We start from the raw sequence: 25,884 nt of genomic DNA, 5'->3' as shown, positions 1-25,884 counted from the left end.
ACGGGGCGCAGCGACCGCCTGACCGGACCGGCCGTCGACGGCAAGACCGTCCGCGGACACCGGTGCGGGACCATGAGCCATGCGCCCAGATACCTGGCACCTCACCGAAGACATCGACGACTTGCTCGCCCGTGCCGCAGACTTCCTGCGCTCGCGCCCCGCCCTGCACAACACGCCGCTCACCGTGCTGGAGAAATGGCGAACCCGCCCCGGCGCGTTCGTTCCCGGAACCGTCCTCTTCGGCCGACTGGAGTCGGATGGCGATACCCGGGCGATCTTCTACCGCCCTCTGTCCCGTCGGCTGACCCTCACCCCGCTCTCACCCGAGCGGGCCGACGCCCTCGCCGCCCAGCTCGCCGGCCTCGGCCACACCCTCGCCGGCGTCACCGCGGACCACGACACCGCGACCGCGTTCGCCGAAGCCTGGCAGGGGTACACCGGCGCGACGCCGACGCTCCCCGTCCGGATGCACCTGTACCGCCTGGACACACTCACCCCTCCGAAGCCGCACCCGGACGGCCACAGCCGACCCGTGGGCGAGCAGGATCACGAACACCTCATGCACTGGTGCCGTGAACTCGCCGCAGATCTCGGCGAGACCGTCATCATCGACGCCGGCTCCTGGGCCGGCACACGCTTCGCCGAGAAGCGCTACACCTTCTGGCAGACCCCCGACGGCACCCCCGTCTCCATGGCAGGGCTCAACCCGATGATCGCCGGCATGGTCCGGGTGGACCCCGTCTACACCCCGGCCCACCTCCGCGGGCGCGGCTACGCGGCCGCCGTCACCACAGCGGTGAGCCGGGCCGCGCTCGCCGCGGGCGCCACAGAGGTCGTGCTGTTCACGGACGCGGGCAACCCCACCAGCAACGCCCTCTACCAGCGCCTCGGGTACCGCCGGATCGCCGACTGGGCCCCCTACGAGTTCGCCTTCTCCACACCGTAAGCCGGCTAGAAGCTGTCCGTGAGCGCGTTCCGTTGTCAGCTCGGGCTTCGTCAGAGGAAGAGCAGCGGGGCGCGCTTCTCGCCGCAGAGCCGCAGGACGTCGGCCAGTTGGCGGGCGTCCCAGCCACCCGTTTACGCACGCGCGGCCGCCGGCGAATCGAGGTTCAGCGCGTGGTCATGCTGCCGCCGCGGCGGCGCAAACTCGCCCTCATACGACTTAAGGCCGACACGGCGGACACGGGTCGTCCGCCACCGGATCGCATGGAGCCATCATGGGAAGTTTCACCAGACGGAAGTTCATCGGCAGACTCGCCGTGGCCGGCGCGGCCGTGGCGGCGGGACCGGTGGTGGCGGCATCGGTGGCGGCGGCAACACCCGCGCAGGGGGTCGAGACGTGGGAGTTCATCGGCAAGGACGTGTTCACCGGCGACGCCGAGAGCTCGCGCGGCCAGGGCGTCACCACTGACGGCACCCACTGGTACTTCTCCAGCACCAACGGGCTGGAGATCACGGACATGCAGTACAACACCCTCTTCAAGAGCTCGCCGGCCATCCCGTCCGAATTGGCCGACCCCTCGCCGCTCGCCCACAAGGGCCTGAACCACATCGGCGACATCGACTACGCCAACGGCAAGCTCTACATCTCGCTCGACACGAGCACGCGCGACGCGGTTACCGGCAGCCGTTACGACACACCCGTGTTCGCCGTCTACAACGCGGCCGATCTGAGCTTCACCGGTCAGGCCGCCGCCCTGAACCCACCGCATGGCGTGCAGGACATCGCAAGCTGGGTGGCCGTCGACGCCCGCAAGGGCCTCGCTTACGGCATGGCCTATGACAACGCGACGGAAATCGCCGTCTACAACCTGCGCGACTGGACGTTCAACAGATACATTCCGCTGTCGCAGACGATCGACCAGGCCCAGGGCGGCAAGATCCATGACGACTGGATGTACTTCGCCTCGGACGACGCGGGGAAGAACATCTCCCGCGCCAACCTGACGACCGGCGAGGTCCAGGTCCTCTTCGACCTCAAGGTTCCCTACGACCAAGAGGTCGAGGGCCTGTCGTTCCTGGAGACACGGGACGGTCTGACCCTCAGCATCCTCAACCGGGAGCAGCCGGATCCGAACGGCCCCGGCAACGTCACCTTCTACCACTATCGGCTGAAGGTGACGGGCACACCGGTCATCAAGGGCTCGCCGAAGGTCGGCGGGTACGTGACGGCCGACCCGGGCAAGTGGGTCCCGGCTGCGAAGTTCAGCTACCAGTGGCTCGTGAACGGCGAACCGGTGGCGGGCGCGAACCGGGCCCGGTTCCACCTCGTGGGAAAGTACCTCCACGACACGGTGACCGTCCGGGTGACCGGCACGTGGGCCGACGGGACGTCGGGCACCGTCGAGTCCGGGCCGGTGACGGTCGTGTCCGGCTCCTGAGCGAAGCTGTCTGCGGCAGGGCCCGGCATCCCGGGCCGGGCAGTGCACGCAGCCGTGTGCTCGGAGCCGGCGCGGCAGCGGTACCGCCTGGTGGAACAGGCCCAGGGCGTGACCGCCCTTCGGCGTGCCGATCACGCGCCGGTGAGCGGCCGACAGCCGGGCGAGGAACTCCACGATGCGGCTCGGGACGTCGAGTCCGGCAGCGCGGGTGACCGACGTGAAGCCTCTGGTTCGAGCGGACATGGTCTTGGCGGACCGGTCCTGCCAGGGGCTTCACGCCTGCCCGGCCCCGTGGGCCATCCGAGAATCAACTTCGCCGGGGAAGCCTCAGCGGGCAAGGGCCACGCGGGGCTCAGCCCCAGGTCTTGCCGGCCGGCGGTGCCCGAACCGGCGACGACCGCACAATCGACCCACGCCGGGCTGCCCGAGGCACCGAGGCGCTGCCGCGTCGACCAGGGTGATCAGCCGGCCAGGGCGTCGAGTTCCGCGATCTGCTGCGGGCTCAGCCGGACGGTTGCCGCGGCGACGTTCTCTTCGAGGTGGGCCATCGAGGCGGTGCCGGGGATGGGTACCAGGTTCTCGGAGTGGGCCAGTTGCCAGGCCAGCGCGATCTGGGCCGGTGTGGCGCCGGTCTGTGCGGCGATGGTGTCCAGGGGGCCGCCGGCTTGGGCGAGCGCACCGATGTCGAGGGGGAACCAGGAGATGAAGGGGATGCCTTCACGCGTGCAGTGGTCGAGCACGTTCTCGTGTTTGCGTGTCGTGACGCTGTACTGGTTCTGGACGGAGGCGATGTCGACGATCTGGCGGGCGGCGACGATCTGGTCGACCGTGACCTCGTTGAGGCCGATCGCGGCGATCTTACCCTCGTCCTGGAGTTCCTTCATCACGCCGATCTGGTCCTCGAACGGGACGGTGGGGTCGACCTGGTGCAGCTGGTACAGGTCGATGTGGTCGACGCCCAGGCGGCGCAGGCTCAGTACGCATTCCTGCCGCAGGTATTCCGGGCGGCCGAGCGTGGCGTAGGAGCCGGGGCCGGACTGCGTCTGACCGCCCTTGGTGGTGATCAGCACGTGCGCCGGATAGGGGTGCAGCGCCGCGCGGATGATCTCCTCGCTGACGTGCGGCCCGTAGACGCTGGCGGTGTCGATGAAGTCGACGCCCAGCTCGATCACGCGCCTCATGAGCTGGATGAACGGGCCGCGGTCGGCCGGCTCGCCCCAGACGCCGGGGCCGGTCAGGCGCATGGCTCCGAAGCCGAGCCGGTGGACGGTCTTCCCGGCGATCTCGATCGTCCCGGACGCGACGCCCTCGCCGGTGCTCGCTTGATCGGAGGAGTGCAGGTCCATTATTCCCTTTTCTTTCCCAGTTTTTCCGGTTAGTTCCGGTTAATTGCGATTCGCCCTGGTGGTGCCGGACGGTCCGGCATCGCCCCTTTCCAAGCAGCGTAGGACGTCCGGTCGGCGGCACACTTGGACGACAGCGTCATAGGGTCGGAAGATCAGTGCCACCCGTTGGCGCCGGAGCAACGAGTACGAAACGCGTGTGACGCGAGCGTGAGGAGTGTGGCCCGCCGATGACCAGCACGGGGCAGCAGGCAGACGAGTCGCGGGGCGCGTTCTCCCTGGACACCATGGCCCGGCGTGCCGTGCGGCAGGGATTCGATGCGTTCCTGGACGCGTGGGAGACGCAGATCGGCGATGATTTCCCGCTGCCGGCCTTCAGCCCGGCCATGGCAGGGGACTACCGGGTCAGGGCCCGCGCAGCCCGGGTGCGCGATGTGGCGATCGTCCAGGCCCACAGCGAGTCGCCGATGCGGACCGCGGACACTCCGCACAGTGTGGAGGACCGGGTACGGCTGTACGTCGTGCGGCGCGGCTCGTGGACGTTGGGCAGTTCGCGGGACCACGGCGAACAGACCGTGTCGGCTGGGCAGTTCCTGCTCCGGCATGTCGGACGGTCGTCGCCGTTCGAGACGGTGCCGCACACGGCGGCGCTGGTCGCGGTGCTGCCCGCGCCCCCACTGGTGCCGCTGCTCGGGAACCGGACGGTGACCGGGTCGGCGGACGCGGCCGAGGTGCGGCTGCTGGTGGCCCACACCACCATGGTCAACACCACCGTGAACGATCTCGGCCCGGCCGGTGTGCAGGCCGCGCACAGCACTTTGATCGAGTTGGCCAAAGGAGTGGCCGGGGGCCGGTTCGACGGCGTGGAGCCTCTGCTGGCGCCCGCACTGGCCCAGGCCGCGAAGGATCTCGTCCAGCGCCGGCTTGCCGATCCCGAACTGTCGCCGGCGATGCTGGCCCGTGAACTCCACGTCTCGGTGCGCACTCTGCACAGGGCGTTCGCCGCGGGGGGAGAGTCCGTGGCCGCGTACATCCGGCACCGGCGGTTGGAAGAGGCGCGGCTCACCCTCGCCTCACCGTCCAACGGCGTGAGCATCTCGGAACTCGCCGCCTACTGGCAGTTCGCTGACAGCAGCCATTTCACGCGGGCCTTCAAGGCGCACTACGGTCAGACCCCCACCGATTACGCCCGCTCCACCGACCCGTCCGGCAGGCACCCGCGAGCGTAGCCGGGGGCCGTAGCCTAGCCTGCCGGCCCGGATGCGTACGAGAGGGTCCCGCCGGCCGCGTCGAGTACGGCGGTGACGTTGCGCAGGGTCTGTGTGGTCTGCTCGGCGACCGTGGTGCCGACGACCTCGCCCATGTCGGGGTCGAGCGGGAGCTGCCCGGAGACCTGTAGGACGGCACCCTTGCGGATGCCTTGGGACAGCGGGGCCGGCAGGGCGGGTGCATGCTCGGTGGTGATGACGGTTCTGGACACGGTGTGTCCTTCACGAGGGTGCGGGCGGGCGCGTACGAGGGTCAGTTCCATGCCTGTCGTTCCTGGCCGCGGGGGTCGTCCTCCTGGGTCCACTCGGCGTCGATGCGCATGGTGGGCCTGCGCTCGGTGTCGTACGGGTCCCAGCCGGGGTCACCGGTCCTGGCGAACCGGACCCAGGTCTCGTGCATCCGGGCGGCAAGATCGGCAGGGGGTCCGTCCGGGCCGAGCAGGGCGGCGGGGCCATGGAGTCGGGGCTGGTGCGCGAGGTCGAAGACGAAGGGCAGCTCGACCGCGTGGGTGGCGCCGAGTTCCCCGTCCAGGGCGTGGGAGCGCCAGGCGAACTCGTAGGCGTAGGTGGCGGACCGGGGATGCGCGGCATGGGCGTCGGCCAGGGCCCAACTGCCCGCGCCGAACAGCGCGTCGCCCATGATGGCGGAGCGCAGCGCGCCGAAGGACGCCCCGGGGCGTGTCTTCCGGTAGGTCTCGACGAGCCGCGCCGGATTCGGGTGCGAGCGCGCCGCCGTGTCGTCGACATCCTCGGCGGTCGAGGTGGCGTACTTGTCCACGGGGACCAGGTAGAGGTTCCCTTCCTCGGTATTGGTCCCGATGAGCAGGTCGACATCGGCGGCGACGGAGTGGGCGGGCTGGGTGTCGAGGACCAGGCTGAAGGGGCTGAGTCCGATCAGCGGGTCGTGGTGCGTCTCGGTCCGCAGGTCGATGCCCGCGCGCCGGGAGGCGGCCGCCACCAGGCGCTCGTCGGAGATCTCCGCGAAGGCGTCGGCGTGGGGTTCGACGCCGAGGATCCCGGCCGCCGCGTGGGTGACGCGGGCGGCCTGCTCGGTGGTGAACGCGCCCAGGCCGCTGCCGCTCTGCACGATCGCCCTGCGGAACAGGCCCGCGGCCTCCGCGGCGGCGAGGACGCCGCCGACGACGGTCGCCCCGGCCGACTGGCCGAAGAGGGTGACGTTGTGCGGATCACCGCCGAAGGCAGCGATGTTCTCCCGGACCCAGCGCAGCGCGGCGACGACGTCGAGCAGGCCGCGGTTGGCGGGCGCGCCGGGGAGGTCGAGGAAACCGGCGATGCCGAGCCGGTAGTTGAGGGTGACGAGGACGACGCCGTCGCGGGCGAAGGCGGAGCCGTCGTACAGCGCGGACCGCGTCGATCCGGCGACGAATCCGCCGCCGTGGACGAACACCATGACAGGCAGGCCGGCTTCGGGGGCCGTGGGCGTCCAGAGGTTGACCGTGAGGTAGTTCTCGCCGCGGCTCCAACCGGCCCCGAAGTAGGGGGACATGTCGATGCTGCCGAGTTTGCGTTCGGACTGCGGCGCGGTGGGTCCTGGCGTGGTGGCGTCTCGTACGCCGTCCCACGGCTGGTGCGGCCGTGGCGGCGCGAACCGGGCGGCGCCCCGGGGCGGGGCAGCGTAGGGGATGGTCCGGAAGACGGCGGTGTCGCCCTGGCGCAGGCCGCGGACGGCTCCCTGCGCCGTGGTCACGACGGGGTCAAAGTGGCTGCTCATGTCTCGTGTCCTTCCGCGGGCCTCAGGCACGCTCGGTGTACGGGGCGAAGGGCGCCCAGCCCTTGACGGCGAACTTGTCTCCCTCGCGCACCACTTCGGCGGCGCCGTGGCCGCCCAGGTGTGCGGGGATCACGAGTGCGTTGTTGTCGGCGGCCCAGCCCAGCACCTTGCGGCGGGTGGCGCGGGCGCCGGCGGGGTCCTCGCAGAAGCAGCTGTTGGCGTCGGGTTCGAGGATCTGCACCGGGCTGTGCAGCAGGTCCCCGACGAACACGGCGCGGTCCGTCCCGGAGGTGAGGGTCAGGACGGAGGAGCCGGGGGTGTGTCCGGGTGCCGCGTCCAGGCGCAGGCCGGCGTCGATCCGGTGGCTGTTCTCCCACAGCCGCGTCCGGCCGGCCTGGTGCACCGGGGCCACGCTGTCCTCGAAGACGTTCTGGTTGCCGCGGCCGAGCAGCGGTTTGTGGCCGTTCTCCGGGTTCCAGAAGTCGAAGTCGTCCTTCGGCATCAGATAGGTGGCGTTGGGGAAAGTGGGCACCCATTGCCGGCCGTCCAGATACGTGTTCCAGCCGACGTGATCGATGTGGAGATGTGTGTTGATCACTATGTCCACGTCCTCGGGCTCGACCCCGGCCCGGGCGAGATTCGTCAGGAAATCCGTCCTGAGGTGGCTCCAGACCGGTGCGTACGGGCGCTCCTTGTGGTTGCCGACGCCGGTGTCGACGAGGATGGTCCTGCCCTCGCTGCGCAGCAGCCACGTCTGGATCGCGGAATTCACGGTGTTGGTCCCGGCATCCAGGAAATGCGGGGTCAGCCAGGAGGCGCCGTCGTCCCACACGTGCTTCGGGCTTTCCGGGAAGAAGGCGTCGGGTGCCATGTCGACGGAACCGAAGTATTCCCAGACCCGGATGATGCTGATATTGCCGAGCGTGATGTGGTCCATGGCGCGTCCTCGGGAATGTGGCGGATTTCCTGGAACCGTACGAGCGGACCTGGTGAGGGCGGTATCCGTAACGTGACTGCACCCGCGCGCTCCGGGCACCGCGCCCGGCCGCTTGTAGCCTGGGTGGGCAGGGCAGACGGCTCCCGTGCGCAGAACACACCTCCTGGAGACCCCGTGGACGAGCAGGCAGGCAACCTCGGCCCGGTCACGGGACCGGATCCGGGGGAGCCGCTCGTCGGCCGGGACGCGGAGCTGGCGAGCCTCTTTTGCGCGGTGGACCCGGCGTCGGCCGACCCGGTGGTGATACTGGTCGGTGGCATGGGCACGGGGAAGAGCGCGCTACTGGACCGTGCGGTGCGTCGGGCCGCGGCCGGCGGTGCTCGCGTCCTGCGTGCCGAGGGCAGCGAGTCGGAGTCGAGCCTCGCGTACTCCGCGCTGCATCAGGTGCTGCGCCCGCTGCCGGCCGAGGTGGAAGGGTTGCCGGAGCGACAGCGGGCAGCCCTGCACGCCGCCTTCGGCACGGGACCGGCCACCCCCGGGCAGGCGGGCGCACCCGACCTCATGCTGATCGGGGTCGCCGTCCTGAGCCTGCTGTCAGCCCTGGGCGACCGGCATCCCGTGCTCGTGGTGCTGGACGACGCGCAGTGGTTCGACCGTGCTTCCCTGGACGCGCTGTCCTTCGCCGCCAGACGGCTAGAAGGCGAACCGATCACGATGCTGATCGCGGCCCGTGCAGGCGATGACCTCCCGGGATTCGACCGGCACGCGCCCACGCTCACCCTGGGACCGCTCGACGAGGCCGCGGCCGGCCGGCTGCTGGACCGGCAGCCGCAGCGCCCCACCGGCCGCACCAGGGCGCGGATCCTCGACCAGGCAGGCGGCAACCCCCTGGCACTGGTGGAACTGACGAGAGCGGCCACCGCCCACGACGCGGCCGTGTGGTCGGGGTCCGAAGGTCCGCTCCCCCTCAGCGACCATCTGGAGCGGGTCTTCGCCGCCCGCCTGCACGGCCTGCCCGCCGCCACGGCTTCGGCTCTGCTGCTCCTGGCCGCCATGGACAGCGTCGACTTCCCGATCGCCGTCCCGGCCGGGCCTGCGAACGCCGAGAAACCCGAGAACGACGGGAACGACGAGAACGACGGGAACGACGGGAACGCAGGAAATGCCCGGAACGCCGGGAACGCCAAGAACACCGAGGACGACCCCTGGCGGCCCGCCGAACAGGCCGGGCTGGTCCGGCGGACCGGCCGGGACCTCCGGTTCCGCCACCCGCTGATCAGGTCCGCCGTGTATCACTCCGCGCCCTTCGAGGAGCGGCGCGAGGCTCACCTCACGCTCGCCGAGCTGCTGCGGGACGAACCGGACCGGCGTGCCTGGCACCTGGCCGCCGCCTCTCCGGGCCCGGACGCGGCCGTGTCGGCGGAGCTGGAGCGGACCGCCGCCCGGGCCCGTCGCCGCGGCGGCCACGCGGCCGCGGCCAAGGCCCTCCAGCGCGCGGCGGGACTCGCGCCGCGACGCGAGGACAGCGCACGGCTGCTGGTCGAGGCCGCCGCGGCGGCCGTGCTCACCGGAGACCTCGCCTGGGTCGAGGAACTGACCGCCGCGGCGCGTGCGCGCACGGACGACACCTCGCTGCTGGCGTCCGCCGCCGTGCAGGCCGGACGGCTGGCGGTCCTGACCGTGCGCCACACCGTTGTCTTCTCCCGACTGACCGACGCCGCCGAGGAGTTGGCGGTGGTCCGGCCCGCCGCCGCGCTGGACCTCCTGGCCGGCGCCGCCGTGGTCCGCTTCTACTCCGGGGAGGACACCCAGCGCCACCGCGTCCTGGACATCCTGGGGCGCCTTCCCGAGGACACCTCGGCCGCCGGCTTGCGCACCTGGGTGAGGGCCGTGGCCGACCCGTTCCACGACCGGGCCGAATTCCTCTCCCTGCTCCCCCGGTCGGTCTCCGAGGCGGAAGCCCGGCCGGAGCTGCTCACCACCGTCGGGATCATGGCGTGGCTGCTGGACGAGACCCCGCGGGCCGTCCGCGCCTTCGACGAGGCGTTCGACCGCTGGGCGGCGCGGGGAACCCTGCCGGAGGGGCTGAGCGGCGCGGTCGCCTGGGCCTATGTGGAACGAGGACGGTGGGACCAGGCCCGTGATGCCTGCGCCCGCGTCATCGCGGTCGGCCGGGCAGCCGGTCTCGGCCACGCCGTGGCCTGTGCGGCGACCGTGGACGCCACCCTGCTGGCCTACCGGGGTGACGCGACCGCGGCCCGCGCCCGCGCCGAGGAGGCGTTCGCCCTGATCGATCCGCTGGAGAACCGCTCGGTCCGTGTCTATGCCCGTCGTGCGCTCGGTGCCGCGGCAGCCGCGGAAGGCGCGTACGAGACCGCGTACGAGCACCTCCGCATGGTCTTCACGGCGGACGGCGCGCCCGTGCACTACCACGCCTCCTACCCGGCCCTCGCGGATCTGGCCGCCGCCGCTGTCCGCTGCGGCCGTCGTGAGGAGGCCGCCACGATCGTCGAGCGGTGCGCACGCACGCTCGCGGAGAACGCCTCACCCCGGCTGCGTGCGCTGATCAGCCGGGCCCGAGGTCTGCTGGCCGACCCCGAGGACGCCGAGCCGCACTTCCGGGCCGCCCTGGCCGACCCGGTCCTGGAGCAGTGGCCCTTCGAACGCGCCCAGACCCTCCTCGACCTCGCCGAACGGCTGCGGCGCCGGCGGCGCATCGCCGAGGCGCGGGCGCCGCTCACCGAGGCCCTGGAGACCTTCCGCCGCCTGGGCGCACGCCCGTGGATCGAGCGCGCCCGGGCCGAATCACGCGCCGCCGGCCTCGGCGTCACGGACACGGCTCCCGACGCGCTCGCCGAACTCTCCCCGCAACAGCAGCAGATCATCAGGCTCGCCGCCCATGGACTGACCAACCGCGAGATCGGCGAGAAGCTCTACCTCTCTCCGCGCACGGTCAGCTCGCACCTCTACCGCAGCTTCCCCAAGTTGGGCATCACCGCCCGCTCCCAGCTCCGCAGCCTCATCGAGGGCACCCTCGCGACGGCCGACCGCCTGGAATGAGGGCGGGCCCGGCCGCGGAGGCAGCCACCTGACGCATGCTCGCCGCCAGGACCGGACGTGCACGAGACACGGCGGCACGACCCGCACCCCGGCGCCCGTCGCCGGCGCGACCTGACCCGGGGGCGGGTCAGTCCCGCAGACCGTCGTCCCAGGAGCCGTCGAAGGGGCCGCTGTGGCTGTCGAGGAGGAGCACCAGCGCCGCGGTGACCCGGGGGTCCCATCGGTCGTCGGCCACGGTGAGCTGGAAGGTACTGGCCCCGCTCGCCCAGTCGAGCACGGTCTTGCCGCCGGCCCGCCATTTGGTGCGGCGCGGCGTTCCCATCAGGTCACCCTGGCCCGCGAGGACGATGCCGACGAAAAAGACGGCTTGCAGGGGCAGCAGCAGCCACCACATGCCCCACCAGAAGGGGTTTCCCTTGCGTCCGACGGCGGTGGGGCCTCCGGTCGGCTGCACGGTCCAGCGTGTCCTGAATCCACCGTTCAGTGCCCGTTCGCGGACGATGAGCGCCACCGACTCGCCGGTCGTGCCGAGGACTTCGTACGTCGCCGCCCTGCCCTTCGCGGCGGATTTGGTGACGACACGGGCCTGGACACCCTGCCGGTGCCGGTCCGCCCAGAGGACGAAGGACCGAACGCCCTCTTCGCGGGCTTTGCAGTACTCCTCCGCACCGCCGGGTGGCAGCACCCGCTCGGGATACGCCAACGCAGTGGCCTGTTCCTGGGCTTCGCGGGCCTTGAGGGTGGCGTCGGCGACGCATATCTTCAGGCGTATTCCTCCGTCGTCCTCCGGCACCGCCACGCCCTCGCTCGTCCAGAACGGCCGTTGCAGCCACACCTTCGTCTTCACCCTCTGCGTCCTCCTTCACAGCGGTCCCACCCGTACGCCGTCGAGAACGTACCGGCCAGGACACGGAATCGGCGACCCGGAGTCGCGTGCGGTCCGGGTCGCCGCGCCCGCTGGACCCGTGTGCCACGCCTTGAGCGGCGGCCCGCTGGACGGCCCGGCCGTCCCGTCGGTGTCGTCAACGCGTCGGCGGATGCCGTCGAGCGGGACGTCAAAGGTCACGGAGCGGACGGTCTCCGGCGGGCCCGCTGTCCCGTGCCGTGATCAGGAGCCGGTCCTGGCGCAGTTGCCTGGCCATGTTCCACCCCAGTACCCCGGTGATCCGCTCCCGCACGCGGTAGTGCGCCACGAACTGCCGGTCAGCCGGTTCACCGTGCGCGATCACCATCTCACCGCCCGCCGGGAAGATGCCGTACGCCTGGATCTTCGCGTCGAACTGGTCGGTCCAGAAGTACGGCACCGGCGCGAACGGGACGCTCGCGCCGAGCAGGTTGCGGGCCACCGCGATGCCCTGCTCGGTGGCGTTCATCCGGTGCTCGACCCGCATCCGCGTGCCGAAGTGCGGATTGAACCAGCGGGCCACGTCGCCCGCCGCGTACACCCCCTCGGCGGCCTGGCAGGTGGCGTCGCACAGCACGCCGTCCTCCACCGGGATCCCACTGCCGGTCAGCCAGTCGGTCGCCGGCGTCGAGCCGATCGCCACCAGCACTGCCTCGGTGGGCACCACCGTGCCGTCGGTCAGCTCGACTCCGGACACCTTGTCCTCGCCGAGCAGCGCGGCCACTCCGACGCCGGTGCGTACCCGGACCCCCTGCTCCTGGTGAAGGTCGGCGACCAGTCGGCCGATGCGGTCGCCGAACTGGCGGACCAGGGGCAGCGGCAGCGGATCGACCAGTGTCACCTCCAGCCCCAGTCGCCGGGCCGAGGCAGCGGCCTCGGAGCCGAGGAACCCGGCGCCGACGACCACCAGCGAGGACGAGCGCAGCAGATCGGCGCGCAGCGCCAGGGTGTCGTCGAGGGTGCGCAGCACGTGCACACCGGCCAGGTCATGGCCGAACGGCAGCCTGCGCGGGGTCACCCCGGTGGCGATGACCAGGCGGTCGAAGCCGAGTTGCCGCCCGCAGGACAGCTCCACCGTGCGACTGTCCAGGTCCGCCCCGATCGCCCGGGTGCCCAGCCGCAACTCGATGTTCTGGTCGCGGTAGACGGTGTCCGGGCGCAATTGTGTCCTGCCCTGTTCCCACGTGCCCGCCAGCACCTGCTTGGACAGCGGCGGCCGGTCGTAGGGGGGTTGCTGTTCGTCGCCGACCAGGATGAGCTGCCCGGTGCAGCCCTCTCGGCGCAGGGCCTCGGCGGTGGTCAGACCGGCCGCCGAGGCGCCCACGATGACGATCTTGTCCACGGACGCCTACTCGTCCGACGTCCGGATGGCCAGCGCCGGGCAGAGCAGCGCGGCCTGCTCCGTGGCCTCTTCCAAGGAGGCGGGCGGGTTCTCCAGCAACAGGACCACCATGCCGTCCTCGTCACGCTGGTCGAAGACGTCCGGGGCGGCCAGCACACACTGCCCGGCTCCGACACACGCCTCCACGTCGATACTGACCCGCATCATTCGCCGGCCTCCGCACCATCCGACTTGTCCCAGGCGACCGGCAACGCGCGCACGCCGTAGACCAGCGCGTTGTCCTTGAACTGGATGTCCTCGAACGGCACGGCCAGCCGTAGCGTGGGGATCCGCCGGTACAGCCGGGCGAACACCTCCTGTAGTTCGACCCTGGCCAGTTGCTGCCCGAGGCACTGGTGGATGCCGTAGCCGAAAGCCAGGTGTGCGGTGGCGTGGCGCCTGAGGTCGATCCGGTCGGGGTCGGGGAACACCGACTCGTCCCGGTTGCCCGAGGCCAGAGCGGCCACCAGCCACTCCCCGGCCCTGAGTGTCCCCTCACCGACCTGCGCGTCCTCGGTGGCGTGGCGCAGCAGCCCGAACTGCACGGGCGAGATGTAGCGCAGCATCTCGTTGACGGCGGTGCCGGCCAGCCCCGGATCCGCCCGCAGCGCTTCGAGTTGGTCGGGCCGGCGCAGCAGGGCCAGCGTGCTCAGTCCGATCATGTTCGCGGTCGTCTCGTGCCCGGCGACCAGCAGCGAGATGCCCAGTGTGGTCAGTTCCTCGATGCTCAGTTCCTGTCCGGTCTTCCTGGCCCGCACGATCAGCCTGCCCAGCAGGTCGTCGGTGGGCTCGGCCGCCTTGGCCACCACCAGCTGCTCCATGAACCGCATGACCTCGGCGTTGGCCTGCTCCAACTCGGCCGGGTCGCGGTCCACGGAGAGCATCACGCCGGTCTGCTGCTGGAACCGGTCCCGGTCGGCGTAGGCGACTCCCAGCAGCTCGCAGATCACCATCGAAGGGATGGGCAGCGCGAAGTCGTGATACAGGTCGACGGGCCCGGTACTGGCCAGCATCCCGTCGATGTGCTCGTCGACCAGGCGCCGAATGTAGGGGCGCATGGCCTCGACGCGCTTGACGGTGAACTCGGGTGTCAGCAGCCTGCGCAGCCTCGCGTGCTCCGCACCGTCCATGTGCAGGATCGAGCCGGGAACCACCGGCCTGTCGACGTCGCCGCCCGCCACCACATGGGTGGACGGGGCGGCGTGCGAACTGAGTGTGGGGTCGATCAGCGCCGACCGTACGTCGTCGTACTTGCTGACGACCTGGACGTTGATCCCCGCCGGGCAGGAGAGCAGATCCATGGTCCCGTCGTGGCTGCGCAGCTCGGCGTACTCGGCGGGCGGGTCGAACGGGCACGTCCCGTCCCGCGTGACCGGGAAGCTGCCCACGGCAGCGGGGATGTCGGTGGTCGTCTCACTCATGGTGCCCAGCTCCTCGGCATAAAGTGGCAGTGATTGCCATACGGCCAAGGCTGCCATGGGGCAGGTACTGCCGCAAGGAAGCATTCACGCCACTGCCAGGTGACAGCGACTGCCACCTGGCAGTGCTAGGATCGCCGCGGTCATCGCGGGCGGAGGTGGGGGACATGGGACTGCGCGAAACCAAGATGGAACGCACCCGGCAGTTCATCGCGGACAAGGCGTTCGAGCTGTTCGCCACACAGGGCTACGACAACACGACGGTCGAGCAGATCGCCGCCGCGGCGGAAGTCGGCACCCGCACGCTCTACCGGTACTACCCGACGAAGGAAGCGCTGGTCATCAACTTCGTGGAGGAGGGCCTGAACACAGCGCTGGCGGTGTTCCTGGAACAGCCCGACGACCTGCCACTGCCGCAGGCGCTCTACACGGTGATCGACAGCGTCCAGCACACCATCACGGCCCACTCCGGACGGCTGATCGCGCTGTACGAGATCACCAACCGGACCGCCGTGCTGCGGGCCGGCCTCGCCAACCAGAACTGGCGCTGGCGTCAGGAACTGACCCGGGAGATCCTGCGCCGGATCGGCGACACCGGATCCGACGTGGTCGCCGCGCTGGCGGCCGCGGGGACCGTGAACGTCATCGAGGTGATCCTGCAGAAGTGGATCGACAGCGGCGGCACCGTCGATGTGGGCGACATCGCGCGCGAGACACTGCATCTGGTGCACACCAACGCGATCCCGGTCCCCACACCCGCCTGACGGCGCCGTCTGTTCGGCCGCCGGGGCCGAGTCCTGCGGCAGATCATGGTGCGGAACCACTATCGCGACAGCGGCGGGCCGCATCGTGGGCCGCGGTCACCAGTGGTCGACCTCGGCACGGTCCTCGCCGCTGACGGCATCGACGTAGGAGCCGTTGGGGGTGCGGGGTGCGCCACACCGCGCGCCAGTAGCCGTCCCACTGCGCCGGGAAGCGCTTCATGAAGTGGCCCTTGGAGTCACCCACGGTTTTCCCCGAACACCGGGTCCGCCGGCGCGGGCCCGGCGCTCGCCGTCCCGCGTGCCGATGGTCAGCCTCCGCATTTCGGCGGTGATGCCGCCGTGCAGCGCCTCGGTCCTGACGATCCGTTCGCCGACCTCCAGGTGCCGGCCCACCCAGGCCAGGGTCAGCGGCCGGACAGCCGCAGCCTCATCGTGGTTGATCACCGCGCCACACCATCATCCGGACGACGACCCGTGCAAAGGCTTTCGTGAACAATCGTTCCTGCTCGAAAGACCGCTTCGCATCCGGCACTGTTGTCAGTGACCAGCCGTTCTTCTCGACCGAGAGAACGATCGCCCCTCGAACGAGAGAACGATCGCCGTCCTGGTGCGCTACCTGGTCGAGCACACCGCGGCCGCGGTGAGGGCAGACGCGGTCCGTACGGCGCTGGAGACAGCCTCGTCGGGGCCCAGCCCGCACAGATCGGTGAGGGTGAAGAGCGCCTCGGCGCTCACGACCACCGCGAGGTCACGCTTCAGTTGGGTGAAGGCGTCCGGGTCCGTCACGCCGAGCGTCTCCTCCAGCGGGAGGAGCGCGTGCTCGATGAGCCCGAAGCGGATACCGGGACGCATGGGCACCGCCTCGGGCCTGGTGATGGTGGCGGCGATCATCGCCCGCACCGAGCCCTGGCGGGCGAGGACGCCGCGCAGCAGGAACTCGCAGGCGAAGGCGACGCGTTCGACGGGGTCGGCGGAGTCCGCCACCGGTGCGAGCGCTTCGGCGGGGGGCGGCCAGACACCGGCCAGCGCCTCCGAGATCAGCGAGGGCAGGTCCGGGAAGTACCGGTAGGCGGTGGCCTCGGAGACCAGGGCCGCGCGGGCGATCGCGGGCATGGCCACCTCGGCACCCGTGCCGATGAGTTCACGGGCGGCGGCCACGATCGCCATCCGTGTGCGCTGCTTCTGGTTGGTGCGGCCGGCACCTGTCTGCGCCGTCATCGCGCGACTCCTCCTGTCGACTCCCGGCATGATAGCAGTCACCTCTCCTTATGAGAGTTCACTTGCATTACGCGATCGTCCTATCTAATGTCGTGAGAGTCAGCTCTCACGAAGGAGGAGCAATGACCACGGTGTCCGTGGTCGGCCCGGACGACGGCGAGACCATCCGGCTGGGACCGACGCAGATACGCATCCTTGAGGACGGCGGCACCACCGCGCACCGCCTCGGCATCGCAGAGATCACCCTCGCCCCGCACACCCAGGGCCCGCCGCAGCACCGGCACGCCCAGCACGACGAGGGCTTCTACGTCGTCTCCGGCACCGTCCACTTCACTGTCGGGGAGACCGTCCACGCGGCGCCGGCCGGCACGCTCGCGATGATCCCGCCCGGCGCCCCGCACACCTTCGCCAACCTCGGCGACGAGCCGGCGGTGATGGTCAACACCTTCACGCCGGACCTGTACGTGCAGTACTTCCGCGACCTGCGGAACATGATCGCGGGCGGCCGGGAACCGACCCCGGAGTCGACTGTCGCGATCATGAGCCGCTACGCCACCGTCCCCGCGACCGACTTCGCGTGACGGCTGTCCGACTTCCACTCAGATCATCCGCTCAAGGAGCAGGGAATTGACTCGCAGCACCCACACCCTCACCCTCGATCAGGGCACCCTCGACATCGCCGTCGACGTCCACGGCGAGCAGGGACGCCCCTTCCTGCTCCTGCACGGAGGTGGCGGCCCGCAGACTGTCACCCCGTTCGCCGGTCTCCTCGCCGCACAGCGCCCGGCCAGGGTGTTCACCCCCGTCCATCCCGGCTTCGACGGCACCGTCCGCCCCGCATGGCTGACCGACGTCACGACCCTGGCCCAGGTGTACGCGCACCTCCTCGACGCGCTCGGCCTGGAGGACGTCGCCGTCGTCGGGAACTCGCTCGGCGGTTGGACCGCCGCGGAACTGGCGGCGTTGGGCAGCGACCGGATCAGCAGCGTCACCCTCGTCAACGCGGTCGGCATCCCCGTCCCCGGCCATCCCATCGCCGACACCTTCTCCCTGACCCCCATCGAGCTGTCCCGCCTCTCCTTCCACGACCCCGCGAAGTTCCGCTTCGACCCCGGCACGCTGACCGATGCGCAGCGCGCGGTCATGGCCGCCAACCGAACCGCCCTGCGGGTGTATGCGGGCCTCCACGCCATGGCCGACCCCACCCTGCCCGAGCGTCTCGCCAAGGTCACCCATCCGGTCCAGGTCGTATGGGGCGCGAGCGACCAGGTCGTGGACGCCGACTACGGACACGCTTACGCACAGGCCATCCCGGACGCGGAGTTCCGTCTGATGGAGGGCACCGGTCACCTGCCGCAGAGCGAGACGCCCGAGAAACTCCTGCCGATCCTCTGGGACTTCGCCGACGCCCATGCCACCGGCCGGCCGCGGCACTGATCCCGGAGAGAGAGTTGTCACCCTCGGGGAGGCCGGCTGGGCCGAGTTGCGCGCCGTACCCGCCGCCCTGCTCGACACCGCGCCGGAGCCCGCTTCGAACGCGGACAGCTCGTCGAACGCCCCGAAACCATGCAGCCTGACTGATCCAAAGAACTTGACCAATCCTCCCCTGGGCCGAGTCGATGACTCAGACCGTGGCGGCCGTCCCTTCCCGGACCGGCCGGAACCGGTCCGTAGCCGCCAGGACGGCCTTCGTCGTGGCGTCCCCCGACAGCCCGTGCCCCTCCTCACCGATCAGCACGAGTTCCGCGTCCGGCCACACTTGAGCCAGCCGCCACGCGACGTCCGGGGGCCCGCTGATGTCCATCCGCCCGTGGACCATCACGCCGGGGATGCCGGCGAGTTTCCCGGCGTCGCGCAGCAGCGCCCCGTCCTCCAGGAACCCTGCGTGCCGCCAGTAGTGCGTGACGAGGCGGGCGAAGCGCAGCCGGAAGCGGGGGTCCTCGTAGCGGGGATCCGGCTCGTACCCCCGGTGGGTGGACACGTGCACGTCCTCCCACCGGCACCACTCCCGCGCCGCCCGCTCCCGTACGGCCGGATCGGGGTCGGCGAGCATCCGGGCGTAGGCGTCCACCAGGCTGCCGTCGCGCTCCGGTTCCGGTACGGCCTCGCGGAACCGGGCCCATTCCTCGGGGAAGACCCGCCCCATGTCCCGGGTCACCCACTCCACCTCACGGCGGGTGCTGTTGGTGACACTGAAGAGGACCAGCTCGGATACGCGTCCGGGGTGCTGCTCGGCGTATGCCAGCGCCAGGGTCACTCCCCAGGAGCCGCCGATGACCAGCCACTTCTCGATGCCGAGGTGCTGCCGCAGCAGCTCGATGTCGGCGATCAGATGAGGAGTGGTGTTGGCGGCGAGCGAGGTCCGCGGATCGGCGGCGTCGGGCGTGCTCCGGCCGCATCCGCGCTGATCGAGGAGCACGATGCGGTACGCCGTGGGGTCGAACAGGCGGCGCCAGAACGGCCCCGCGCCGGACCCCGGCCCGCCGTGCAGGACGAGGGCGGGCTTGCCCGCGGGATTCCCGCAGGTCTCCCAGTACACGCTGTTGCCGTCGCCGACGTCGAGCATGCCGTGCTCGTGGGGCTCGATGGGCGGATACAGCTCGGCCATGTGAGACGCGCCTCCCGTGGATATGACAGCGCTGTTACATTAGCAGCGTGAGCCATCATCCAGACCCGGCCGCCGTAGGCACCCTGCTCCGCCACCTCCTCGAACTGCTCGACGGCGACGTGGCCAAGGTCTACCAGGAGCAGGACCTCGCCGAGTACCGGCCCCGCTTCTCTCCGGTCGTACGGGCTCTCCTGGCCGAAGGCCCGCTCCCGGTCCGCGACTTGGCCGCGGCGGTGGGTGTCACGCACTCCGCCGCAAGCCAGACGGCGGCCGAGATGGCCCGCGCGGGCCTGGTCACCCACACCCCCGACCCGCGGGACGCCCGCCGCCGGTTGATCGAGCTCACGCCGAAGGCCCATGCCCTGCTGCCGCAGATCGAGGCGGAGTGGGACGCGACGGTGGCGGCGATGGCGGAGCTGGACGCGGAGCTCTCCATGCCGCTGGCGGATCTGCTGACGGAGGTGGCGGAGGCGGTACGCCGCCGCCCGTTCCGGGAGCGGATCACGGCGGCGTATCGGCTCTGAAGGGCTGTCCCGCAAACGCCGGCTGGGGTAGGTGCCAGGTGTCAGCCGCACACCACACAGGGGGGAGAAAGATGAACCGTCCGCAACTGCCTGCCGTTCCCCTACGCCGGCACCGCCCGGGCTCTCCTCCCCGAGCAGAGGCAGAACCACTCCCCCTCCCCCCGACGAGCGGAACCGGCACGCACCACCCTCAACTCCGCGGGCAGCCGTAGGCCGTGGCCGGCCCGCTACCGCGCGCGGACCGGATCGGCCCGCATCAGCGGCTCGATCCGGTCCCTCACCGCAGCAGTGATCACTGGTCGGAAAGACCCGTCCGATCGACCGATCGACCCGTCAAAGGGAGACGTGCTATTCCCTGACCAGGTCTGTTCGGGCTGGGTGATCAGCATGCCCCTACCCACAGGGAGCTGATGTTGTCGTTTCGGTTGTACAGGGAGGTGTTGCCCTGCCAGTTCCCCACTGGCCACGTGGCGCCGTCCCGGTTGATGTTCAGCCACGTGCAGAAAGTCTTGCCGGTCCTGTTCCACACCGAGGAGATCTGGTCGTTCAAGTTGAAGTCGCGGAGGTCGTCGGAGCCCATCTGGAAGCGCGCCATCCTGCCCCAGCCACCTGCGTCTTCCCAGGCACAGAACCAGCCGACCGGACAGTCCTGGTACGCGGTGATCGACGTGCCCGTTCCGGGGGTCGCCGTGGCCGCCTGGGTTGTGGTCGTGGATGCCATTACTCCGACCACGGCGAGTCCCAGTGCGGCGCACAGTCGTGAGAATCGTTGCATGAGGGTAGTGCCCTCCTTCGATTCGTGCGGCGCCGGGAAGTCCGGCCGCCGCCTTGTTCCCCTTCGGGAAGCAAGGCCGAAAGTATCGATGTGGAATGCCGGCTACACCATCCCTCAAACGAGTGGGCCAATTCCGGCAATGATTCATAAGCGGTCTCTTGCTTGCGGGTGCCGTCGTCAGCCGACAGGGGTGTTCCGTGCCCCGGTGCGGTGCGGTGCCGCACGTCTGCCGACGGATGCCAGTGCTGCACGGCTTGCCCGGCCCAGGTGCGCAGCTTCACATCCGGGTCCTCCAACAAACCGACCGCCGCCCGCGGCGCCGCGATGTCGCCATGCGCGTCGAGCAACCGGAATGCGCCGACGCGGACGTGCCGCGGCCGCTCGGAGCCGGTGCGCTCCAGTAGCCGGTCGGCGGGCAGTTCCTTTGCCGAGGGCAGCAGAGCGACAGCCGTCTCACGTCCAGGACGAGCAGCCATTGAGTTCAGCGTGTCGGCAGCCGAGCCCGGCGGGTGATGCACGACCGGCGGTGCCGGGCATCACCCGCCAGGGTGTGGCTCAGCCCTTGGCGACCGCCCCGGCCCAGTCGAGGTTCACACCCATCTGGGCGTACATGGCCGTGTATCCGACGTAGCAGTCGAACTTCTTGATCTTGCCATCCTGCAAGTACCAGAAGTCGGCGGTCGGCGCGTCGATCTTCGCGCCGGTCGGCTTGAGGGTGCCCGCCGGCGTCTGCACCGGTCCCTCGAACGTGCCCTGGATCGACAGCTCGAGGCTGACCACGTCGCCGTTCACGGTGATGCTCTTGAGGTCACGGTGGACGTCGGGGAAGATGCCGGCCATGCGGGTCAGCACGTCACCGAGTGCCTTGCCCTGGTAGGTCTGGCCGGCGACCTCGTCGTTGAAGACGCCGTCCTTGGTGAAGCTGTTGATGAACGCGTCGACGTCCAGGCTTTTGCCCTCCGCCACGTGGTACGCGTTCAGCACGACCGCGAGACTGGCTATCTCATGCCGGGTCAGGTGGCGGTTCGTGAGCGGCAGCGCCGACAGTTCGCGAGGGCTCAGGTCCGCGTGGGCCTCCGAGCTGCTGACGGTGCGGGCCTGCGTGCCACCGGCGGCGGGGCTCGCGGCCTGGGTCGGCGCGGCGGCGATGGCGAGGCTGCCCAGGCTCGCGACCGCGGTCGTGGCGACGATCGTCTTCCATCCGAGCGACTTCATGTCGTGTTCCTCCAGGTTGGTTCCCGGGATCCGAGAACCGCCGAAACGGTTTCGCGCCGCGCGGGGGCGCTTAACTAATCAATCGATCGCTTGAACTGTATGGACGACGGCCAGAGTTGTCAATCGATTGATTGATTTATGTGCGGCGCAGGCATCGCGCTTCGGGGAGCACCCCTGCCCGGGCCGACTGGCGGGCGACCAACAGGCGGCCGGGCAAGACGAGTTCCGGTTCGCCGGCGCTCGGCTTACCGGCGGCAGTCCGGCGGTCGGTGCGGCCGGCGAGCAGGCCATCGCCGGCCTGACATCCCGGCGGTCTTGGCGGCCTCGGCGGTCTTGGCGGCCCCGGCAGCCCCAGTGGCCCTCGTGCCCCCAGCGGCCTCAGCGACCTCGACACCCGACGCCCCGACGCCCTGATGTCCAATACCTCACGACATAGCAGCATTTCCTGCGACAGGCTACTTGCCTCACACTGGACCGCTTGACAGCAAAATCAAGCAGCTGTTTGAATTCTACCCATGGCCACAGAACGGACAGATCAACGCCGCGAGGCCGGCCAGCGGACGCGGGACCGACTGCTGGCCGCCGCGGTGGAGTTGCTCGCGCGGCGCGGCCAGGAGGGGGTGACCCTCCGCGAGATCACGGACCACGCCGGAGCCAACGTCGCCGCGGTGAGCTACCACTTCGGGTCACTGAAGGGGCTGTGCGATACAGCGATCGAGCACGCGCTGGAGCGGTATCTGGACGCGCAGATCAACACGGTCGCTTCGCTCGACGCCACGTCGAGCGTCGAGGACCTGGCCACGGCGTTCGCCGGGCCGATGATGCACGCGCTGGCGGCCGGCGGCCGGGATCTGGCGGTGATGCGGACCGTAGCGCGGGTCGGGATCGACCCTCCGGAGAGCTGGGATCGGCTGACTGCGAAGTTCCAGCAGTCCCGGCAGGACGTCGTCCGGGTGCTCTCGGCGCGGCTTCCCGGAGTCAGCGAGCAGGAGTTCGACTTCCGCATCCGGTGCGCGGCCGGCCTGCTGAACTGGCTCGCGCTGGCACCCATCGGCACCGAACTGGCCGCCCAGCCCCCTGAGCAGATCGAGCGTTGGCTGGTCCCCGTGCTGGCAGGAGCGTTCCGCGGCTCCCCCTCCCCGACCGCGGGCTGACGCGGGCCGATACTGCCAACTCTGGGCAATTCATATAAACCGGGTGAGACCGCCCCCATCATGCGAAGCAGTGGCCACTCCGGCCACCGGTGCGGCAAGCTGATGCCGAATTGCAAAATTTCGCAATTGGTTAGATGCTGTATTGGCCGTGCTCGCAGGTAGCCGTGGGCACGGCCTCTGGTGTCCGCCCCGGGTGGGGCTCGTAGGGGAAGCCGAGGGGTCGTGTCCGTTCCGCTGTACGAGGCGAAGGCCGAGTTTTTCCGGATGCTGGGGCATCCCGTGCGGAGACGGGTGCTGGAGCTGCTTCGGGACGGGCCGCTGCCGGTACGGGATCTGCCGGCTGCCATCGAGGTGGAACCCTCCGGCCTCTCCCAGCAGTTGGCCGTGCTGCGCCGCTCGGGGATCGTCACCTCGACGCGGGAGGGCTCGACGGTCGTCTACGCGCCGGCCGGCGGGGATGTGGCCGACCTGCTGAAGGCCGCCCGGCGCATCCTCACCGAGCTGCCGGCAGGGCGCGACGAGCTGCTGACCGAGCTACGGGAAGCCGAGGTCACGGCGCGATGACCTTGCCATTGAGCCGGGTGCGGGCTCGCGTTGGCGCGTTGTTGCCCGCTCGCGCCGATCTCGCGGAGATCCGGCGCGATCCGCGCCGAGATCTGCTCGCGGGCCTCACGGTGGCGATCGTGGCGCTGCCGCTGGCGCTCGGCTTCGGCGTCTCCTCGGGGCTGGGTGCCGAGGCCGGACTGGCGACCGCCGTGGTCGCGGGCGCCCTGGCAGCGGTCTTCGGCGGATCGAACTTGCAGGTGTCCGGCCCGACCGGCGCCATGACGGTGGTCCTCGTCCCCCTCGTGGGCGAGTACGGGCCGACCGGTGTGCTCACCGTCGGTCTGCTGGCGGGCGTCCTGCTCGTCGCGCTGGCCGTACTGCGTGCCGGGAAGTACATGCGGTACGTGCCCGCCCCGGTCGTCGAGGGCTTCACCCTCGGCATCGCCTGCGTGATCGGCCTGCAACAGGTCCCGAACGCGCTCGGCGTACCCAAGCCGGCGGGCGACCGGGTCCTGGTGGTGGCCTGGCGGGCGGCCGAGGAGTTCGTAAAGTCCCCGAACTGGACGGCCGTCGGCTTCGCGGTCGCGGTGGCCTCGGTCATGCTGGTCGGGGCGCGGTGGCGGCCGAGCGTGCCGTTCTCGATCGTCGCCGTGATCGCCGCGACGGCCGTGGCCCGGCTGGCACATCTGGACGCGGCGCAGCCGATCGGTGACCTGCCGGCCGGGCTGCCCGTGCCGTCATTGTCCTTCCTCGACCTCGGCTCGCTCGGCACCCTGCTAGCCCCCGCGGTGGCGGTCGCCGTCCTGGCGGCCCTGGAGTCGCTGCTGTCCGCCTCGGTCGCGGACGGTATGACGGTGGGTCAGAAACATGATCCGGACCGGGAGCTGTTCGGGCAGGGGCTGGCGAACATCGCCGCCCCGCTGTTCGGCGGGGTCCCGGCGACCGGCGCGATCGCCCGCACCGCGGTCAACGTCCGCACCGGCGCGAGTTCCCGCCTCGCCGCGCTCATCCACGCCGCCGTCCTCGCCGTCATCGTCTTCGCGGCGGCACCCCTCGTCTCCCGGATCCCGCTGGCCGCCCTCGCCGGGGTCCTGCTGGCCACCGCGGTCCGCATGATCGAGGTCGGCTCGCTGAAGGCCATGGTGAAGGCGACGCGCTCCGACGCGCTGATCCTGGTCCTCACCGCCGTCGCGACCCTGGCTCTGGACCTCGTCTACGCCGTGATCATCGGCCTGGCCGTCGCCGGTGCCCTCGCCCTGCGCGCCGTCGCGAAGCAGGCCCGAATCGACCAGGTGCCCCTGGACCGGGGCGACCACAGCGCGGAGGAACACGCGCTGCTGGCCGAGCACATCGTGGCCTACCGCATCGACGGCCCGCTGTTCTTCGCCGCCGCCCACCGCTTCCTGCTGGAGCTGACCGAGGTCGCCGACGTCCGTGTCGTCATCCTGCGCATGTCCCGGGTGTCGACCATGGACGCCACCGGCGCCCTGGTCCTGAAGGACGCGGTGGCGAAGCTGCACCGCCGTGGCATCGTCGTCCTGGCCTCCGGCATACGAGCGGGTCAGCGCCGGGTGCTGGACTCCGTGGGCGCGCTGGACCTGCTGCAAGACGAGGGCCGGGAGTACGCCACCACCCCCGAGGCGATCCGGGCCGCCCGCGATCACCTGGAGACGGCCGGAGTCTGGTCCGCCCTTCCCGCGCACGAGCCCCGCACCTCCGTCCAGGAGGCTCCGCGATGAGTACTCCGCCCGCCGCCCTGCGCATGGTCGAGGTCTCCGGCGCGGAGGCCCTGCGGCTGCTGGAGGGCAGCGGTCCGGGCCGACTGGTGTGCGTACAGCGGGACTTGACCGTGATCCGGCCCGGCCGGCATGTGTGGGAGTACGGCCGCCTGATCGTGCGTACGCCGGCCCCGGCCCCGGCCGCGGCGGTGCCCGTGACGGCGACGTACCAGGTGGACGAGAGCCGCGCCGTGCCCGGCCCCGGCTGGAAGGTCACGGTCCACGGACCGGCCGAGGTGATCACGGACCCCGACGAGGCCGCCTGCCACCGGCGCGCCCTCTCCGGCTGGTCCCCCGGTCCGCACGACACCCTGCTGAGCCTGCGCCCGGAGACCGTCGCCGGATTCCGCCTCGCCCGCGCGGAGGCTTGATGTTCACGCAGTTGGGGGCCCTGCCCTACCGGCATGTGCTCACCATGCCCACCGAACCGTCCGCCGTGCGGACAGCCCGCGAGACCGCCGAGCAGGCGCTCGTCGAGTGGGGGATCAGCCTGCGCCACCCCGTGGTGGACCCGGCCCTGCTGATCCTGAGCGAGCTGGTGACCAACGCCGTCCGCCACACCGCCGTCCTCTCCCCGCAGGTCACCGTGGTCTACGCGGCGAGCCCGGACCGGCTGACCTTCGCCGTCCACGACCGCCACCCCTACCGGCCCGCGCTGTACGAGGCGGTCACCCGCGCCGGTACGGGCGGCCTGGCCACCGTCATGGAACTCGTGCTCGCCCTGGACGGCACGGCGGTGGTCCGCGCCGACGCCGACGGTCACGGCAAGGCCGTCTGGATCACTCTCCCCCTCTGACCGGAGCGCCTGGGACTCCCTCGGATCCCGTCCGGTCGACGGCCGGCCCGCGGGATCCGGAGCCGGCGGGTCCGTCACCGCC

General features: G+C 70.7%; 25 protein-coding genes and 1 pseudogene. 13 read left to right on the top strand and 13 right to left on the bottom strand.

The annotated features are described in order from the left end of the window. Positions 1-79 precede the first annotated feature (79 nt). Together ACFY2B_RS25960 and ACFY2B_RS25955 are read left to right on the top strand one after the other, a co-directional pair. Positions 80-946 (top strand): GNAT family N-acetyltransferase, encoded by an 867-nt coding sequence (locus tag ACFY2B_RS25960; protein ID WP_390765474.1) that lies wholly within the window; start codon positions 80-82, stop codon positions 944-946. Between the two features lie 271 nt (positions 947-1,217). Continuing rightward, positions 1,218-2,381 (top strand): twin-arginine translocation signal domain-containing protein, encoded by a 1,164-nt coding sequence (locus tag ACFY2B_RS25955; protein WP_390765473.1) that lies wholly within the window; start codon positions 1,218-1,220, stop codon positions 2,379-2,381. 461 nt (positions 2,382-2,842) lie between these two features. Here the strand turns inward: ACFY2B_RS25955 and ACFY2B_RS25950 are convergent, their stop codons facing one another. Beyond that, positions 2,843-3,727 (bottom strand): aldo/keto reductase, encoded by an 885-nt coding sequence (locus ACFY2B_RS25950; RefSeq protein WP_390765472.1) that lies wholly within the window; start codon positions 3,725-3,727, stop codon positions 2,843-2,845. A gap of 227 nt (positions 3,728-3,954) precedes the next feature. Here ACFY2B_RS25950 and ACFY2B_RS25945 point away from each other — a divergent pair, with 227 nt between their 5' ends. After that, on the top strand, positions 3,955-4,953 hold the full coding sequence (locus ACFY2B_RS25945; protein ID WP_390765471.1) for a helix-turn-helix domain-containing protein: 999 nt from the start codon (positions 3,955-3,957) through the stop codon (positions 4,951-4,953). Positions 4,954-4,967: 14 nt separating this feature from the next. On the opposite strand, the gene ACFY2B_RS25940 is transcribed toward ACFY2B_RS25945, so the two are convergent. Genes ACFY2B_RS25940 through ACFY2B_RS25930 form a run of 3 tightly spaced genes read right to left on the bottom strand, consistent with a single transcriptional unit; the run spans position 4,968 to position 7,661 of the window. Then, the gene (locus tag ACFY2B_RS25940; protein WP_390765470.1) at positions 4,968-5,204 is read right to left on the bottom strand and encodes a Rid family hydrolase; all 237 of its coding nucleotides are present in this window, start codon (positions 5,202-5,204) and stop codon (positions 4,968-4,970) included. A gap of 41 nt (positions 5,205-5,245) precedes the next feature. Then, complete coding sequence (locus ACFY2B_RS25935) at positions 5,246-6,724, bottom strand: carboxylesterase/lipase family protein (protein WP_390765469.1); 1,479 nt, start codon at positions 6,722-6,724, stop codon at positions 5,246-5,248. 22 nt (positions 6,725-6,746) lie between these two features. Then, positions 6,747-7,661, bottom strand: coding sequence for an MBL fold metallo-hydrolase (locus ACFY2B_RS25930; RefSeq protein ID WP_390765468.1), 915 nt, complete (start codon positions 7,659-7,661; stop codon positions 6,747-6,749). 174 nt (positions 7,662-7,835) lie between these two features. On the opposite strand from ACFY2B_RS25930, the gene ACFY2B_RS25925 reads away from it, so the two are divergent. Then, positions 7,836-10,721: an AAA family ATPase gene (locus ACFY2B_RS25925; protein WP_390765467.1), complete on the top strand. Its 2,886-nt coding sequence runs from the start codon at positions 7,836-7,838 to the stop codon at positions 10,719-10,721. A gap of 127 nt (positions 10,722-10,848) precedes the next feature. On the opposite strand, the gene ACFY2B_RS25920 is transcribed toward ACFY2B_RS25925, so the two are convergent. The 4 genes from ACFY2B_RS25920 to ACFY2B_RS25905 form a co-directional block, all read right to left on the bottom strand. After that, entirely contained in the window at positions 10,849-11,568 is a 720-nt protein-coding gene (locus ACFY2B_RS25920) for a hypothetical protein (protein WP_390765466.1), read from the bottom strand. A gap of 208 nt (positions 11,569-11,776) precedes the next feature. After that, entirely contained in the window at positions 11,777-12,967 is a 1,191-nt protein-coding gene (locus tag ACFY2B_RS25915) for an NAD(P)/FAD-dependent oxidoreductase (RefSeq protein ID WP_390765465.1), read from the bottom strand. Positions 12,968-12,973: 6 nt separating this feature from the next. After that, positions 12,974-13,171 carry a ferredoxin gene (locus tag ACFY2B_RS25910; protein ID WP_390765627.1) on the bottom strand — a complete coding sequence of 66 codons (198 nt, stop codon included), beginning with the start codon at positions 13,169-13,171 and terminating at the stop codon, positions 12,974-12,976. Then, positions 13,171-14,427, bottom strand: coding sequence for a cytochrome P450 (locus ACFY2B_RS25905; RefSeq protein WP_390765464.1), 1,257 nt, complete (start codon positions 14,425-14,427; stop codon positions 13,171-13,173). The genes ACFY2B_RS25910 and ACFY2B_RS25905 overlap by 1 nt, the downstream gene beginning before the upstream one ends. A 164-nt stretch (positions 14,428-14,591) precedes the next feature. On the opposite strand from ACFY2B_RS25905, the gene ACFY2B_RS25900 reads away from it, so the two are divergent. Beyond that, the gene (locus ACFY2B_RS25900) at positions 14,592-15,188 is read left to right on the top strand and encodes a TetR/AcrR family transcriptional regulator (RefSeq protein ID WP_390765463.1); all 597 of its coding nucleotides are present in this window, start codon (positions 14,592-14,594) and stop codon (positions 15,186-15,188) included. Positions 15,189-15,467: 279 nt separating this feature from the next. Here ACFY2B_RS25900 and ACFY2B_RS25895 read toward each other — a convergent pair. Next, positions 15,468-15,632, bottom strand: a pseudogene (locus tag ACFY2B_RS25895) (aminoglycoside phosphotransferase family protein); the annotation flags it as partial. A 168-nt stretch (positions 15,633-15,800) separates the two neighbouring features. Beyond that, a complete protein-coding gene (locus tag ACFY2B_RS25890) occupies positions 15,801-16,406 on the bottom strand; it encodes a TetR/AcrR family transcriptional regulator (protein ID WP_390765462.1) in 606 nt (201 codons plus the stop codon). Between the two features lie 122 nt (positions 16,407-16,528). Here ACFY2B_RS25890 and ACFY2B_RS25885 point away from each other — a divergent pair, with 122 nt between their 5' ends. Both ACFY2B_RS25885 and ACFY2B_RS25880 read left to right on the top strand, forming a co-directional pair. Further along, complete coding sequence (locus ACFY2B_RS25885) at positions 16,529-16,987, top strand: cupin domain-containing protein (RefSeq protein ID WP_390765461.1); 459 nt, start codon at positions 16,529-16,531, stop codon at positions 16,985-16,987. Positions 16,988-17,033: 46 nt separating this feature from the next. Continuing rightward, positions 17,034-17,843 (top strand): alpha/beta fold hydrolase, encoded by an 810-nt coding sequence (locus ACFY2B_RS25880; RefSeq protein ID WP_390765460.1) that lies wholly within the window; start codon positions 17,034-17,036, stop codon positions 17,841-17,843. Positions 17,844-18,030: 187 nt separating this feature from the next. Here the strand turns inward: ACFY2B_RS25880 and pip are convergent, their stop codons facing one another. Further along, positions 18,031-19,014 (bottom strand): prolyl aminopeptidase, encoded by a 984-nt coding sequence (gene pip / locus ACFY2B_RS25875; RefSeq protein ID WP_390765459.1) that lies wholly within the window; start codon positions 19,012-19,014, stop codon positions 18,031-18,033. A gap of 47 nt (positions 19,015-19,061) precedes the next feature. Here pip and ACFY2B_RS25870 point away from each other — a divergent pair, with 47 nt between their 5' ends. Then, positions 19,062-19,538 (top strand): MarR family winged helix-turn-helix transcriptional regulator, encoded by a 477-nt coding sequence (locus ACFY2B_RS25870; RefSeq protein WP_390765458.1) that lies wholly within the window; start codon positions 19,062-19,064, stop codon positions 19,536-19,538. A gap of 382 nt (positions 19,539-19,920) precedes the next feature. Here the strand turns inward: ACFY2B_RS25870 and ACFY2B_RS25865 are convergent, their stop codons facing one another. Beyond that, complete coding sequence (locus ACFY2B_RS25865) at positions 19,921-20,313, bottom strand: peptidase inhibitor family I36 protein (RefSeq protein ID WP_390765457.1); 393 nt, start codon at positions 20,311-20,313, stop codon at positions 19,921-19,923. Positions 20,314-20,868: 555 nt separating this feature from the next. Beyond that, on the bottom strand, positions 20,869-21,528 hold the full coding sequence (locus tag ACFY2B_RS25860) for a nuclear transport factor 2 family protein (RefSeq protein WP_390765456.1): 660 nt from the start codon (positions 21,526-21,528) through the stop codon (positions 20,869-20,871). A gap of 515 nt (positions 21,529-22,043) precedes the next feature. Here ACFY2B_RS25860 and ACFY2B_RS25855 point away from each other — a divergent pair. The 5 genes from ACFY2B_RS25855 to ACFY2B_RS25835 all read left to right on the top strand — a co-directional run bounded on the left by ACFY2B_RS25855 (position 22,044) and on the right by ACFY2B_RS25835 (position 25,802). Beyond that, entirely contained in the window at positions 22,044-22,682 is a 639-nt protein-coding gene (locus ACFY2B_RS25855) for a TetR/AcrR family transcriptional regulator (RefSeq protein WP_390765455.1), read from the top strand. Positions 22,683-22,904: 222 nt separating this feature from the next. After that, positions 22,905-23,246, top strand: a complete 342-nt coding sequence (locus ACFY2B_RS25850; RefSeq protein ID WP_390765454.1) for an ArsR/SmtB family transcription factor — start codon at positions 22,905-22,907, stop codon at positions 23,244-23,246. After that, on the top strand, positions 23,243-24,967 hold the full coding sequence (locus tag ACFY2B_RS25845; protein ID WP_390765453.1) for a SulP family inorganic anion transporter: 1,725 nt from the start codon (positions 23,243-23,245) through the stop codon (positions 24,965-24,967). The genes ACFY2B_RS25850 and ACFY2B_RS25845 overlap by 4 nt, the downstream gene beginning before the upstream one ends. Further along, positions 24,964-25,377 (top strand): pyridoxamine 5'-phosphate oxidase family protein, encoded by a 414-nt coding sequence (locus ACFY2B_RS25840; RefSeq protein ID WP_390765452.1) that lies wholly within the window; start codon positions 24,964-24,966, stop codon positions 25,375-25,377. Before ACFY2B_RS25845 ends, ACFY2B_RS25840 begins: the two co-directional genes overlap by 4 nt. Next, the gene (locus ACFY2B_RS25835; protein WP_390765451.1) at positions 25,377-25,802 is read left to right on the top strand and encodes an ATP-binding protein; all 426 of its coding nucleotides are present in this window, start codon (positions 25,377-25,379) and stop codon (positions 25,800-25,802) included. The genes ACFY2B_RS25840 and ACFY2B_RS25835 overlap by 1 nt, the downstream gene beginning before the upstream one ends. The last annotated feature ends 82 nt before the right edge of the window (positions 25,803-25,884 follow it).

The sequence above is a fragment of the Streptomyces sp. NPDC001270 genome, from assembly GCF_042896695.1.
Lineage (GTDB): Bacteria > Actinomycetota > Actinomycetes > Streptomycetales > Streptomycetaceae > Streptomyces.
This window is presented reverse-complemented; position numbering and strand designations above follow the sequence as displayed.